Source organism: Gelidibacter salicanalis (assembly GCF_007997285.1).
GTDB classification, from domain to species: domain Bacteria; phylum Bacteroidota; class Bacteroidia; order Flavobacteriales; family Flavobacteriaceae; genus Gelidibacter; species Gelidibacter salicanalis.
In genome coordinates this window covers 55711-69510 of the sequence record NZ_VORX01000006.1, presented here as the reverse complement: position 1 = coordinate 69510, position 13800 = coordinate 55711, and the positions used below count along the sequence as shown (strand labels likewise).

15 protein-coding genes are annotated in these 13800 nt (G+C 37.9%); 10 read left to right on the top strand and 5 right to left on the bottom strand.

Annotated features, from left to right (window positions below):
• Positions 1-147: 147 nt before the first annotated feature.
• From ES711_RS12550 to ES711_RS12540, 3 genes are all read right to left on the bottom strand, one after another.
• Entirely contained in the window at positions 148-495 is a 348-nt protein-coding gene (locus ES711_RS12550; protein ID WP_146893652.1) for a phage holin family protein, read from the bottom strand.
• A gap of 39 nt (positions 496-534) precedes the next feature.
• Positions 535-1302 carry an alpha/beta fold hydrolase gene (locus ES711_RS12545; protein ID WP_146893651.1) on the bottom strand — a complete coding sequence of 256 codons (768 nt, stop codon included), beginning with the start codon at positions 1300-1302 and terminating at the stop codon, positions 535-537.
• 207 nt (positions 1303-1509) lie between these two features.
• Complete coding sequence (locus ES711_RS12540; RefSeq protein ID WP_146893650.1) at positions 1510-2223, bottom strand: pyridoxine 5'-phosphate synthase; 714 nt, start codon at positions 2221-2223, stop codon at positions 1510-1512.
• Between the two features lie 88 nt (positions 2224-2311).
• Between ES711_RS12540 and ES711_RS12535 the strand changes: the two genes are divergently transcribed.
• The 8 genes from ES711_RS12535 (at position 2312) to murI (ending at position 10517) form a co-directional block, all read left to right on the top strand.
• Positions 2312-2968, top strand: coding sequence for a CBS domain-containing protein (locus ES711_RS12535; protein WP_146893649.1), 657 nt, complete (start codon positions 2312-2314; stop codon positions 2966-2968).
• A 3-nt stretch (positions 2969-2971) separates the two neighbouring features.
• The gene (locus ES711_RS12530) at positions 2972-3853 is read left to right on the top strand and encodes an NAD kinase (RefSeq protein ID WP_146893648.1); all 882 of its coding nucleotides are present in this window, start codon (positions 2972-2974) and stop codon (positions 3851-3853) included.
• Positions 3854-3951: 98 nt separating this feature from the next.
• Positions 3952-4647: a type IX secretion system protein PorG gene (porG, locus tag ES711_RS12525; protein ID WP_146893647.1), complete on the top strand. Its 696-nt coding sequence runs from the start codon at positions 3952-3954 to the stop codon at positions 4645-4647.
• Between the two features lie 57 nt (positions 4648-4704).
• Positions 4705-5388 carry an isoprenyl transferase gene (locus ES711_RS12520; protein WP_394344891.1) on the top strand — a complete coding sequence of 228 codons (684 nt, stop codon included), beginning with the start codon at positions 4705-4707 and terminating at the stop codon, positions 5386-5388.
• 10 nt (positions 5389-5398) lie between these two features.
• Complete coding sequence (locus tag ES711_RS12515) at positions 5399-7945, top strand: BamA/OMP85 family outer membrane protein (protein WP_394344890.1); 2547 nt, start codon at positions 5399-5401, stop codon at positions 7943-7945.
• A gap of 171 nt (positions 7946-8116) precedes the next feature.
• Positions 8117-9112: an OmpH family outer membrane protein gene (locus ES711_RS12510; protein WP_146893644.1), complete on the top strand. Its 996-nt coding sequence runs from the start codon at positions 8117-8119 to the stop codon at positions 9110-9112.
• Positions 9113-9158: 46 nt separating this feature from the next.
• On the top strand, positions 9159-9668 hold the full coding sequence (locus tag ES711_RS12505) for an OmpH family outer membrane protein (RefSeq protein WP_146893643.1): 510 nt from the start codon (positions 9159-9161) through the stop codon (positions 9666-9668).
• Between the two features lie 69 nt (positions 9669-9737).
• Complete coding sequence (murI, locus tag ES711_RS12500; protein WP_146893642.1) at positions 9738-10517, top strand: glutamate racemase; 780 nt, start codon at positions 9738-9740, stop codon at positions 10515-10517.
• A 41-nt stretch (positions 10518-10558) separates the two neighbouring features.
• Here murI and ES711_RS12495 read toward each other — a convergent pair whose 3' ends face one another.
• Both ES711_RS12495 and ES711_RS12490 read right to left on the bottom strand, forming a co-directional pair.
• Positions 10559-11077, bottom strand: coding sequence for a gamma carbonic anhydrase family protein (locus ES711_RS12495; protein ID WP_146893641.1), 519 nt, complete (start codon positions 11075-11077; stop codon positions 10559-10561).
• Positions 11078-11137: 60 nt separating this feature from the next.
• Complete coding sequence (locus ES711_RS12490; RefSeq protein ID WP_146893640.1) at positions 11138-12148, bottom strand: PorP/SprF family type IX secretion system membrane protein; 1011 nt, start codon at positions 12146-12148, stop codon at positions 11138-11140.
• Between the two features lie 413 nt (positions 12149-12561).
• Between ES711_RS12490 and ES711_RS12485 the strand changes: the two genes are divergently transcribed.
• Positions 12562-13464 (top strand): NifU family protein, encoded by a 903-nt coding sequence (locus ES711_RS12485; RefSeq protein ID WP_146893639.1) that lies wholly within the window; start codon positions 12562-12564, stop codon positions 13462-13464.
• A 61-nt stretch (positions 13465-13525) separates the two neighbouring features.
• A complete protein-coding gene (locus tag ES711_RS12480) occupies positions 13526-13726 on the top strand; it encodes a dodecin family protein (RefSeq protein WP_146893638.1) in 201 nt (66 codons plus the stop codon).
• Positions 13727-13800 lie beyond the last annotated feature (74 nt).

The following is a 13800-nucleotide window of genomic DNA, read 5'->3' as shown; positions in this document are numbered from 1 at the left end:
ACAAGGGTTCCTATTTTCTATGGAAGTTAGTTCAAATTTCGTACCAAAGGGCGTACCTAAAACACGGGTTTGACTACTCAAAAATCGGGATGCAAAATTAAGCATTTTTTAAATCCCAACAAAGTTTTTAAACACTTGATTTATAGACTAGTTTTTGTCTTTGTCTAACAATGAATAAAGTACAGATTGTAAAAATGACAAGAGCAAGCTAAAAAGCAGTGCAATCCAAAATCCGTCCACTTCAAATCCGCCCATAAATTCATCTGCCAAAAGGATGATACAGGCATTGATTACCAATAAAAACAAGCCTAATGTCAAAACCGTTATGGGCAGGGTTAAGATGACCAAAATGGGTTTTAAAAATAAGTTGAGCAAACCTAAGACTATGGCCAAAATAATGGCTGATAGAAAACCGGCAACTTCCACCCCGGGAAGGAATTTGGCCAAAATTACCACAGCAACTGCAGTGATCAATAATTTGATAATCAAATTCATAGTTTTAAGTTTTGGAGATTAAAGATTTAAATATGTTAATTACGCTTTTAGGAACGTGTTGACCTCTTTATAAAAATCATCTGGATTTTCAGCGTGTAACCAATGGCCTGCATTCGCAATAGTCACAATTTTAGCTTTAGGAAAATGGGAATAAATTAAACTTTCATCCGCCAGAGCAATATATTCTGAACGATCGCCTCTTAAAAACAAGGTTTCTTTATCAAACGTAGTATGCATTGGCAAGGGCTCACCCACTTCATTCACCTGATCACTTAAAACCTCAAGATTGATCCTTAAATCCAACACTCCTTTGTCTTTCCAATACAGATTTTTCAATAAAAACTGTCGTGTACCTACATCAGGTACGTAGCGTTTCAATGCGCTGTCTGCTTCCCCTCTACTTTTAAGAGCTGTAAAATCTAATGCCGATAAACCTTTAAGAATAGCGTCGTGATGGGTTGGATAATAGCGCGGCGAAATATCGGCAATAATCAATTTGGAAACCAAATCAGGATTTTCTACAGCAAATAACATGGCCGTTTTCCCGCCCATGGAGTGCCCTAATAGGATGATGTTTTCCAACTGATGCGCGTCACAATAGCGCTTCAAGTCTTCCACCATCACTTCATAATTAAATTCATCGCTGTGAAAACTGCGTCCGTGATTCCGCTGATCTATAAGATGCACCTCATAGCCATCCTCACTGAATGACGTACCTAGGGTTTTCCAGTTATCACCCATCCCCAAAAATCCGTGGAGAAAAATAAAGACTTGGCCTTGGCCTAAAATGTTTGAATGAAGATTCATGATGATCGTTGAATAATGATTGTTGACTCGCCCGAATGTGCCTTTTCGGTACGGGCGGGTTGTTGATTGTTGATAAACGATTGTTGACAGAAGGTTTCCAACTGCCAACTGAAAACTGCCAACTGAAAACTGCCAATTGAAAACTGCTCACTGAAAACTGCTCACTGAATACTGCCAACTGAAAACTGCCAACTGAAAACCGCTTACCTACTTCAGCTGTCTCAAATACATATTGATGACATTTTCAATGCCAAGATACAAACTCTCTGAGATTAAAGCATGTCCGATGGAGACTTCCAATAAGTCAGGAATGTTTTGTTTAAAATATTTAATATTATCTAGAGACAAATCGTGACCGGCGTTGATACCCAAGCCCAAGACATTTGCCAAGACGGCACATTCTGTATAGGGTTTGATAGACATTTTATTACCCAAGCCATAATTATGGGCAAACGCTTCCGTATATAGTTCAATTCTGTCAGCACCTGTCGCTTTGGCACCTTCTACTTGTTTTAATTGTGGATCTACAAAAATTGAGGTTCGGATGCCATTTTGTTTAAACTCCTTAATCACATCTACCAAAAAATCTTTGTGCTTTATAGTGTCCCAACCTGCATTTGATGTAATTGCATCCTCAGCGTCTGGCACTAAAGTGACCTGAGTAGGTTTGACTTCCAAAACCATGTCAATAAATTGACGGATGGGATTGCCCTCAATATTGTATTCTGTATAAACTTCCGGCTTTAAATCATACACATCCTGATAGCGGATATGACGTTCATCCGGCCTTGGATGGATGGTGACCCCTTGGGCACCAAACTTTTGAATATCTCTTGCAAATTGAACCACATTTGGAACATCCCCACCCCGCGAATTTCTTAGGGTAGCAATCTTGTTAATATTCACGCTCAACTTTGTCATAGCTTTTGTTTTATTGAACAAAAATACGAAGTAGATGATGCAATTTGTAGTTATTTTTAATTATTTTGCAAGAACAAAATGCTAGATCATGCCGTTAAGAGAATACATCATCAATGACATTAAGCCCTTAAATATAAATGATAAGGTCAGTGACCTTAAAATGATGTTTAATGAATTGACCTATTCCCATATTCCTATTGAAAATGATGGGGTGTATTTGGGCTGTATATCAGAAACAGACGTACATTGTTTTGATGGCAAAGAAACCATTGCCGACTGCAACCATGTTTTAGAAGGCTTTTTTGTGAGGTCAGATACAAATTGGCTCGACGTTCTCGAGACTTTTGCACAACATTCCTGTAACATCATGCCCGTTTTAGACCATCAGAATACGTATTTAGGCTATTATGAATTGAATGACATTATTGGCCGATTTAACGAAACGCCATTTTTTGCTGAACCGGGCGGTACTTTAATTATCGAAAAGGGTATTCAGGACTATTCATTCAGTGAAATTAGTCAGATTGTAGAATCAAACGACGCTAAAATATTAGGCGCCTTTATCTCTAAAATGGAAGGCGATGTGGTACAGGTGACCCTTAAAATTGGAGATTCAGGGCTGAACGATGTCATACAAACCTTTAGGAGGTACAGTTATAACGTTATTTCTGGACATGAAGAGGATACCTATATTGAAAATTTAAAGGAACGTTCAGACTATTTGAACAAATACCTTAATATGTAATACATGAAAATCGCAATATTTAGTCAATATTATAAAGGCAATGAAGCATCCGCAGGGGTGCTTTTAAATTATCTGGCGCTCAAAGATGCCCAAGTTTATATTGAAGATCAGTTTTACAGACTAATTGATGAACATTTAGATCTTAAGACCAACTTTAAGGAATTTGAAACCTTTCAAACCTTAGATGATAGTTTTGACTTGCTCATTAGTATTGGAGGCGACGGGACTATTTTAAGAGCCATTACCTATGTCAGCGATCGGTCTATCCCGATTATCGGGATCAATACAGGGCGTTTGGGGTTTTTAGCGACCATACAGAACAACCAAATTGAAAGTGCTTTAGACAGTATTTTTAAAGGGGATTATAAAATTTCGGAACGCAGCCTGCTCAGTATTGAAACCGAACCTAAGAACAAAGATCTCACCCAACTTAATTTTGCCCTAAATGAAATTGCGGTCAGTAGAAAGAACACGACTTCTATGATTACGGTAAATACCCACTTAAATGGCGAGTACTTAACGACCTATTGGGCGGACGGTTTAATTGTGTCCACACCTACAGGTTCTACAGGATATTCATTGAGCTGTGGCGGCCCGGTCATTACTCCTGAAGCCAAGAATTTTGTCATCACCCCTATTGCTCCTCATAATTTAAGCGCCAGACCGTTGGTCATTCCAGATGATACAGAAATTCAATTAAAGGTAGACGGTCGTGAAGATTTCTACTTAATTTCTTTAGATTCCCGCATTGCCACCTTACACAATTCTACTATTGTTACCATAAAAAAAGCGCACTTCAAAATAAAGATGATCGAACTCCCAAGTGAAAGCTTTATCGACACCTTAAGAAAAAAACTACTATGGGGAGAAGATAAACGCAATTAAACAATAAAACCTCGTAAATACTGTTTATCTGAATACTATTTGACTCAAATTGGTATTGGCTAATCTTATTTATTATATTTGCAAACTTTTAAAATTTTATGAGGTATATCATTTTATTCTTAATTAGTATTTACATTGCCCCAAACGTCCAAGCTCAGATTTATGAAGTTGGATTTTTTTTGGGCAACAGTAATTATATTGGTGATGTTGGCTCTACTAAATACATATCTCCCGTGAGACCTGCCGGAGGAATTTTAGTCAAATGGAACCGAAGCCCCCGCCATTCCTTCCGCGCCTCGTTAATGATTACAGAACTTGAAGCAAAGGATGTACTTTCTGACGACCCGAGACGAATTGCCCGGGGCTATGCATTTAGAAATAATTTAATGGAATTTTCTACTGGTATGGAATTTACATTTTGGGATTTTGACACCCATAAATCCGGAAAACAATTTACACCTTACCTATATAGCGGAATTGCTGCTGCGCGACATAAAAACTTTTACATTGATCCTAATACCAATGAACAGTTACCAGAAAACACTTACAGCTGGGCCTTAGGGATTCCGATGGTTTTAGGTGTTAAAACCACCACTGTTGAAGGCTTAATAATAGGTGCAGAGATTGGCGTACGCTATACTTTTTCCGATAATCTTGATGGAAGCTTTCCTGACACCCCTTCTAGAAGAAAAACATATGCTTTTGGAAATTTAAATAGCAATGATTGGTATGTATTTTCTGGGTTTACCTTAACTTACACCTTTGGTGAAAAACCATGCTATTGCTTTAATTAAGTGGATTTAAAAAAACAAATACATACTGACCGCCTTCCCAACCATCTCGCCATAATTATGGACGGCAATGGCCGATGGGCTAAACAACAAGGTTTCTTGCGCGTTATTGGCCATGAAAACGGCACCAAATCTGTACGGGAAGTAGTGGAAGCCAGTGCTGAAATTGGTATAAAACACCTGACTTTGTACGCTTTTTCTACAGAAAACTGGAACCGTCCCAAGATTGAAGTTCAGACGCTGATGAAACTTTTGGTCAAATCCCTCAAAAAGGAAATCAAGACTCTTCAAGAGAACAATATCAGACTAAATGCCATAGGATGCTTGGACGATTTGCCCAAAAAAGCAAAAGAAGAACTTCTAGAGGTCATTGAAAAAACAAAAACCAACAACAAAATGGTATTAACCTTAGCGCTTAGTTACGGTTCCCGCGAGGAGCTTATTAACATGGTTAAAAAAATATCTGATAAAGTTAAAAATAATATAATTTCACCCGATTCTATTGACGAATCCATTATTAATAAGCATCTTTACACGCAAAATTTGCCAGATGTAGACTTGCTCATCAGGACCAGTGGAGAACAAAGAATCAGTAATTTCTTGTTATGGCAAATTGCCTATGCCGAATTATATTTCACCCATATTTTATGGCCTGATTTTAAAAAGCATGACTTATACACTGCCTTGGTAGACTATCAAAATAGAGAACGACGATTTGGAAAAACAAGTGAACAACTCAGCTAATAACACGCTTTTGAAGACAATATTTAATACCTTTTTCAGTGCCTTTTTACTTATATTTTCAGTAGCTGCTACAGCACAAGAAAACCAATACAATTCAGGTAAAAAATATACAATCGCGGAAATTGTCGTTACTGGCGATACCAACTTTAGCGAAGCAACAATCGTCACCTATTCAGGTCTGAGAAAAGGCGAAGTCATCGCCATTCCAGGGGAGCGTATTAGTGAAGCGCTCAAAAAGCTATGGGGTTCTAACCTGTTTAGCAATATTGACATTTATCTTACCAAAACAATAGACGACCAAGCCTATCTGGAAATTAGTCTACAAGATTTACCTGAACTTAATGTCGTGGTCATCAACGGGGTTAAAAAAGGAAAAAAAGAAGCTCTAATTAAGGACAACAAACTTAATAAAGGTGTTAAGGTTACTGAAAATCTCATCACAACAACTCAAAACTACCTGACTAACAAATACACAAAAGAAGGCTATTATAACACGAAGGTTACCGTTGCCACCACTCCCGTAACTGATTCTATCGAGAAAAGCAGGGTTAATATGGTGGTGAACATCGAGAAAAACACTAAAGTAAAGGTTCAGGACATCAATTTTGTGGGCAATGAAAAACTGAGCGATAAAAAGCTTAAAAAAGCTATGAAGAATACCAAGGAGAAAAATTTCTTGAGATTCCTGAAGCGTTCAAAATATGTTAAGGCAAGTTATAAAGAAGATTTAGTGAGTGTTGTTGATGCCTATAAAGAGAATGGTTATAGAGACGCCCGTATCCTTTCTGAATCTATTTACAGCAACCAAGACGGCACCATATCTATAAACGTAAATGTTGAAGAGGGAGAAAAATATACGTTTGGTAAAATTGCCTTCGTAGGAAATACAATTTTTACCGACCAACAATTGGGGGTGATGCTGGGCCTAAAAGAAGGAGATACTTATAATGGTGTTGAACTTAAAAAGCGTATTGCTGACAACTCAAGACCAGATGCGCAAGACATTACCAACCTCTATCAGGATAGTGGTTATTTGTTTTCAACCATCAATCCGGTTGAAGTAAGTGCCGATGGTAACGTGATCGATATGGAGATCCGTATTTCTGAAGGTAAACCAGCCTACTTTAACAATATCACCGTAGTTGGAAATGACAAAACCAATGACCGGGTTATTTACAGAGAGTTAAGAACACGCCCAGGACAATTGTATAGCAAAACGGCAGTGGTAAGAACGGTAAGGGAACTAGGTCAATTAGGATTTTTTGATGCTCAGCAACTAAGTCCTAACTTTAAAAATGCCAATCCTAATGACGGTACCTTAGACATGGAGTATGAAGTTGTTGAAAAAGGATCAAGCCAAATTGAATTGCAAGGAGGTTATGGTGGCGGTGGCTTTATCGGAACACTAGGACTGTCTTTTAACAATTTTGCAATCAAGGACATTTTTAAAAAAGATGCTTATAAACCAGTACCAACTGGAGATGGCCAAAGTTTAGCCTTACGTTTACAGGCCTCTCGTTTTTATCAAACCTATAGTTTCTCATTTACGGAGCCTTGGCTAGGTGGCGAACGTCCCATTCAATTCTCAACGTCATTATCCCATACCAAACAGTTTTTATATAATCCTATAACGAGAGATGCTGATAAAAGTAAGCGTTTTAATATTACCGGTGTTACAGTTGGTCTTGCCAAGCGTTTAACTGTTCCTGATGATTACTTTACCTTATCTCAGGCCGTAAGTTTTCAGCATTACGATTTACAAAACTACAACACGGGTCTTTTTACCTTTGGTAATGGGTATTCAAACAACCTGTCCTATACTATTGGATTGAGTAGAAATGATACTCGTACAGATCCAATTTACCCTACGGGTGGTTCTAACTTTGGCGTTACCGCTAAGATGTCTTTACCTTACTCCCTTCTCAATGATGTGGATTATACGGCATTGAAAGACGAGAGAGCTGGACTAAACCCATCTAATCCTGATGATTTGGCGCGTATGGGAGAAATTGACCAAGAGCGTTACAAATGGTTGGAATTTTATAAAGTAAAATTTAAAGGAGATTGGTATACCAATGTGGTCGCCAATAAATTGATCCTCAAATCGAGTATGGAATTTGGCTTTTTAGGTGCTTATAACAATGACAGAGGCGTTATCCCTTTTGAACGTTTCTTTGTTGGTGGTGACGGGTTAGGAAACTATTCTTTAGATGGTAGAGAGTCTATTGCCATGAGAGGATATCCAAATCAATCGCTTTCCTCTCAGGATGGAGGAACTATTTATAATAAATTTTCATTGGAATTACGTTACCCAATCACCCTAGGTGGGCAAGCTAAAATTTTCGCCCTCGGATTTATGGAAGGTGGTAATTCATTTGACAATTTTAAAGATTATAATCCTTTCAATCTGAAACGTTCAGCGGGTATTGGTTTACGAATTTTCATGCCTGCATTCGGTCTCTTAGGTATCGATTTTGGTCATGGTTTTGATCCATTACCTGGACAGAATGCTAAGAATGGTTGGGAAACCCACTTTATTATCGGACAGCAGTTTTAAGTTTGGCACGATATTTTCTAACTACACATTAACGATTTAATCCCAGCGTTAAAATTTTTTAGAATATATTTCGTTAATTTGAAAACTAATACGCTGATCAGGCAGAATCGTTACGTTAATCTGTCGTTTTAGAAATTATAGCCTGACTCGTAAATGATAAACTATAACCGGATGAAACATAAAGTTCTTTTTTTATTGGCAGTTTTTAGTCTTTTGAGCGTTTCTTCAAATGCCCAACGTGGGGTAAGAATAGGTTATATTGACACCGAATATATTTTACAGAACGTTCCAGAATATCAAGACGCTACAGCGCAATTAGACACTAAGGTCATACAGTGGAAGTCTGAAGTTGATTTACGCTTGGCAGAATTGGATCAGAAAAAATCACAACTCAACAATGAGCGCGTACTTTTGACCAAGGAATTATTTGAAGAACGGTTTGAAGATATCCGTTTTGAAGAAAAGGAAATCTTAGACTATCAACAGAAGCGATTTGGCCCTAACGGCGATTTGATGATTCAGAAACAACAGCTGATTCAGCCGATACAAGATCAGATATTTGCTGCAGTACAAGAAATTGCCAGCAGTAGGGATTATGATTTTATCTTTGACAAGTCAGCAGATGTGGTCATGTTATATTCTGCAGAGCGATTTGATATCAGTGAGTTGGTCTTGAGAAGTATTACTAGATCTTCCAAGCGAACCCAAGCCACGAATAAGGCAGAACGCAAAGCCGCTTCAGAAGAAGAAATCGTGCCTGATTATAACGAAGCAGTCGAAGCGCGTGAAAAAGCTTTGGACGATAAGAGAGCCCAACGTTTGACAGATATTGAACAACGAAGAGCTGAACAACAAGCCACCCGAGATTCTTTGAAGTCGGCTGTAGAGGCAAGACGTCAAAAAATACTGGATGACCGCGCCAAAGAGAGAGCTGAAAGAGAAAACAGAAATAATCCTCAGGATAGCACTTCTGTAAAAAGAGATAACAACGCCAAAAAAACGGCAGCTGAAATTGCAGAAGAAAAGAAGCAAGAGCAGCAATCAAATCGTGAAGCCCGACAAAAAGAGCTTGATGACCGAAGAAAAAAAATATTGGAAGATCGCAAAAAAGCTAAACAAGAGCGAGAAGCCAAATCAAATCAAAAGGATTCAATTCCTGTAAAATAATAAGTAAAAACAATTAATAATTATAACACGTAATACTATTTTAAAAATGAAACATTTCAAGACCCTTTTATTTGCCGGACTACTTTTTATTGGAGCAACATCCTTTACTAATGCTCAAAGTAAAATTGCCCATGTTAATACGCAAGAGCTTATTAAAGCGATGCCAGCAATGAAGAGTGCCCAAGCAGAATTAGAAAAATTACAAAAAACATACGAAACTGAAATTCAAACGATGGCTACAGAGCTTCAAAATAAAATGAAGCAATACCAAGCTGAAGTTGAAAGCAAGACGGATGAAGAAAATGCTAAAAGATCTCAAGAAGTTCAAGGGATGCAACAAAGCATTCGTGAGTACCAAGGTACTGCACAACAAGATCTTCAAAAGAAAGAATTTGATTTATTGAAACCAATTACTGATAAAGCAGAAGCAGCTATTAAAAAAGTAGCAAAAGCTCAAGGTTTTCAATATGTGTTGGATTCAACTCAAGGATCAGGCGTTCTTTTAGCTGACGGGAAAGACCTTATGGCTGACGTTAAAAAGGAATTAGGATTCTAAGACCTTTTCAATTCAACATTATATCACAAAGAAAGCCGCTTATTTAAGCGGCTTTTCTATTTTTGTACTATGAGTTCCCAACCTATTGGCATATTCGATTCTGGTATTGGCGGCACCTCTATTTTTAAGGAAATAAAGGTTTTGCTTCCTTTTGAGCATACCTTATATCTCGCCGATAGTTTTAATGCGCCCTACGGCAATAAATCCAAAGCCGAAATCCTTGCGCTAAGCATTAAAAACACCGAATATTTACTGGCGAAACAATGCAAGATAATTGTCGTGGCTTGCAATACTGCTACCACAAATGCGATTAAGGAATTACGGGAGCGCTATGATATTCCTTTTGTAGGCATTGAACCCGCCATTAAGCCTGCCGCTTTAAGCACCCAAACAAAGGCTATCGGCATCTTAGCTACCAAAGGGACGCTGAGCAGTGAATTGTTCCATAAAAGCGCTGATTTGTACAGTCAGCACATCAAGGTTATCGAACAAGTAGGCGAAGGCATTGTAGCCCTTATAGAAGAGGGCAAAACGCACAGTGAGGCCATGCGCCATTTACTGCGTATATACCTCAAACCAATGCTTGATGCAAATATAGATTACTTGGTTTTGGGTTGCACCCATTTCCCCTATTTGATGCCTTTATTATTAGAGATGCTACCAGATCACGTCAAAATTATCGATTCTGGGCAGGCGGTCGCGCGACAGACGCGTGCAGTTTTGGAGCGTCATGATCTTTTAAATAACCAGACCGCAACAATTAAGAATGTATTTTACACCAATGGCACTACAACCGTTTTAGAAGCTATTTTAAATGGTTCTTATGCCATTGAAAAGGTCAAATTTTAAAGAAATTGGACTAGCTTGAGAATGATTAGGAAGACGATTTTTTAATCGTCTTTAAACCAACTGGAATACGTGACATAATTTTCAGCAATGCGATGGATTTCACCAGAAATGAGTTCTTCGCTAATATCCTTCACTTTCTTGGCCGGAACCCCCGCATAGATACTGCCAGATTCAACTCTTGTATTCTTCGTAACCACAGCGCCTGCAGCAATAATACTATTGCTTTCTATAACACAGTCGTCCATTACGATACTTCCCATGCCAATCAACACATTCTCCTGAATGGTACAGCCATGTACAATCGCATTATGACCTATGGATACGTTATTTCCAATCGTGGTGGGCGATTTTTGATAGGTGGCATGGATCACAGCTCCATCTTGAATGTTGACCTTGTCGCCAATTTTTATATAATGCACATCGCCCCTAATTACGGCATTAAACCACACGCTGCATTGAAGTCCAATGGTCACATCGCCTACAATAGTGGCATTTTCAGCAATGTAACAGTCGTTCGCAATTTGTGGGTGTTTTCCGTTTACAGATTTTATGATAGGCATGATCTCAGATTTAATTTTTATGAAATTGATTGGCTAAAGTAGGCTATCTTTTCTGAATGATTAATTAATTGCCGGACATGCACACTCATATTTACGCTTGCGGCAACCGAAATTATAACCAAGAGTCAATTGGTGGAAGCCACCGTTATTGAAAACTACAGAGTTGGCTTGATAAGAATAAGTATAGGCAAATACAAAGTTTTTATAATCTACACCTACAAACGGCGTGATATATTGCAATTTCTGACTGCTTACCCCCGCTCCATTATTAAATTCGGCACCGTCCAGACTTCTCCGGTAAGACATGCCTCCCCATAACTTGCCAAATTCCATCTCCTTATACACTTTTGCGTTTAAATCAATAGAAGATTCTTTGGTACCATCTCTATACAAAAACAAAATAGAAGGCTCATAACTCCAGTCACTTCCCAATTTATTAAATACATTTCCTGCACTAAACAATAAAGTCCGCAGATTATCAAATTTATAAATGCCTCTTTCGTTAACGTTTATCCCATCATTGTTCAACACATTTTTGACGGTGGCGTGCGCATAAAAATTTATGAAATGGTAGGAAAAGCCAAAATCGATATTAAAATTTGTAGCACTCTGTTCAACTCCAGAGATAATGGGATCATAGCCATCACTTAAAAATGTAGATTCATCCAACTTGTATTGAATTGCCCCAGCGCTCAATCCGAAGGACAGCATATTCAAATCAATCTCATTACGAGAAAACATTAAGTGGTGTGCATAAGTTAAATACGCCGCGGTTTGGCTATGATAGCCGTTTTTATCGTTATAAACAATAGCACCTACGGCGGACTGCGTTTCGCCAATTCTACTATTGATGCTCATCGTTTGCAATGCAGGCGCATTATCTTGACCAAACCATTGCTTACGAGCGGTCAAACGTATCTTTGCACAGTTAGCAACACCAGCCATTGAAGGATGTATCAAATAATAATTGTCAGTTAAATAATCAGAATATATAGGTAATCCTTCTTGCGCAGTACTAAGCTGTGCAGCAAACACTATAAGTATTATTACACAAATTTTTTTAAACATCATAGGTTGTTAGTGTCTTGAGGTATCTAAAATATAGTAATTTCTATCACTACTCGTACCATTCAATTTTCTCGTATGCCAATCACTCTCGCAAATTTATATACCCGTCAAATATATAAATTTTTACGCTCGCATTACCATTCGTCCGAAAAATATTCATTACATCGATAAATGAGCTTGAGATCTTCCAGCCTTAAAATCGCTAACTAATTAGATAGAACAAGATAAACAATTAAAATTGAACTCATATTGACAGATGAGTTATTACAAATTCCGTAATTTCCGCGTTCCGATTAGGGCAAAAGCATCTGGTTAGATGTCATCCTAAGGGCATCCACTAACAGTGTGCATTAAGTCGCCTCAAAAAATCTCTTTTACCCTTTAGTTTTCATATTTTTGCATAAAGAAATGAACCTATGGAAACGATCACAATTTCAATACAGACTACAAGTAACCCAACCATACTGAAATTTGAAGCTGACAAGTTTTTAACCAATCACGAAAGCTTCGAATTTAATAATATTGACGAAGCAAAGGCATCGCCCTTAGCCCAAGAATTGTTCTACCTACCCTTTATCAAAAAAGTCTATATCTCAGGAAACTTTGTTGCCTTAGAGCGATTTGACATTGTAGAATGGGCAGATGTACAAGAAGAAGTTGCTGAGCAGATTGCAAATTATATCAATGCAGGCAAACAGGTGGTCACCGAATCTTCCACACCTAAGCATACACCAACAACCGTTTATGCGGAAAGCACGCCCAACCCTACGGCCATGAAATTTGTGGTGAACAAAAAATTGGTTCCTACTTCTTACGAATTTGTCACTCTTGAAGAAGCCAAACATTCGCCTTTAGCTACTGAATTGTTTCATTTACCCTTTGTAAAAAGTGTGTTCTTTGATGAGAATTTCATCTCCATTACCAAGCACGATAACGCGGACTGGAGTGAAATCACTACGGAATTAAGAGATTTCTTAAAAAACTATATTGAAAGCGGTAAGGATATCATAGCCGCTAATGCTCCAAAAGCAACAAAACAGTCAGAAGCAGATGCCACAGCAGAATTTGAAGATTACGATGATATTTCAAAAGAGATTATCATCATTCTTGAAGAGTATGTAAAGCCTGCAGTAGCCAATGATGGCGGTAATATTGAATTCCAGTCCTATGATCCCGATACTAAAACAGTGAAAGTTATTTTGCAAGGCGCCTGTAGCGGTTGCCCGTCTTCTACCTACACTTTAAAGAATGGTATTGAGAACATGCTCAAGGAAATGTTGAAGGATAAAGAACTGACTGTTGAAGCCATCAATGGGTAATTTAATTTATTATGCTTATCTTTAAGCAAGTAGTAAATTATTAATTAAAAAATCTATAAAAATGTCAGTATTAAAAGTAGTTGAAATTTTATCAAATTCAAATGATAGCTGGGAAGACGCTACCAAGAAAGCCGTCAAACACGCTTCTAAAACCGTTAAAAACATTAAATCTGTTTATGTAAAGGAACAAAGTGCCATCGTTAAAAATGACGAGGTTACGGAGTTTAGAGTAAACTTAAAAATCACTTTCGAAGTGAACTAATTTCGATAGAGACCTTTTTCTAAAATAGCGCTTTTTAAGCGCTATTTTTTTTGCTACAAATCTGATCGTTTTTC

Coding starts and splice junctions, on each gene's coding strand:
- ES711_RS12485 (WP_146893639.1), top strand. CDS start 12,562: ATGGAAACGATCACAATTTCAATACAGACTACAAGTAACCCAACCATA.
- ES711_RS12535 (WP_146893649.1), top strand. CDS start 2,312: ATGCCGTTAAGAGAATACATCATCAATGACATTAAGCCCTTAAATATA.
- ES711_RS12550 (WP_146893652.1), bottom strand. CDS start 495: ATGAATTTGATTATCAAATTATTGATCACTGCAGTTGCTGTGGTAATT.
- ES711_RS12540 (WP_146893650.1), bottom strand. CDS start 2,223: ATGACAAAGTTGAGCGTGAATATTAACAAGATTGCTACCCTAAGAAAT.
- ES711_RS12505 (WP_146893643.1), top strand. CDS start 9,159: ATGAAACATTTCAAGACCCTTTTATTTGCCGGACTACTTTTTATTGGA.
- ES711_RS12520 (WP_394344891.1), top strand. CDS start 4,705: ATGGACGGCAATGGCCGATGGGCTAAACAACAAGGTTTCTTGCGCGTT.
- porG (WP_146893647.1), top strand. CDS start 3,952: ATGAGGTATATCATTTTATTCTTAATTAGTATTTACATTGCCCCAAAC.
- ES711_RS12480 (WP_146893638.1), top strand. CDS start 13,526: ATGTCAGTATTAAAAGTAGTTGAAATTTTATCAAATTCAAATGATAGC.
- ES711_RS12545 (WP_146893651.1), bottom strand. CDS start 1,302: ATGAATCTTCATTCAAACATTTTAGGCCAAGGCCAAGTCTTTATTTTT.
- ES711_RS12495 (WP_146893641.1), bottom strand. CDS start 11,077: ATGCCTATCATAAAATCTGTAAACGGAAAACACCCACAAATTGCGAAC.
- murI (WP_146893642.1), top strand. CDS start 9,738: ATGAGTTCCCAACCTATTGGCATATTCGATTCTGGTATTGGCGGCACC.
- ES711_RS12510 (WP_146893644.1), top strand. CDS start 8,117: ATGAAACATAAAGTTCTTTTTTTATTGGCAGTTTTTAGTCTTTTGAGC.
- ES711_RS12530 (WP_146893648.1), top strand. CDS start 2,972: ATGAAAATCGCAATATTTAGTCAATATTATAAAGGCAATGAAGCATCC.
- ES711_RS12490 (WP_146893640.1), bottom strand. CDS start 12,148: ATGATGTTTAAAAAAATTTGTGTAATAATACTTATAGTGTTTGCTGCA.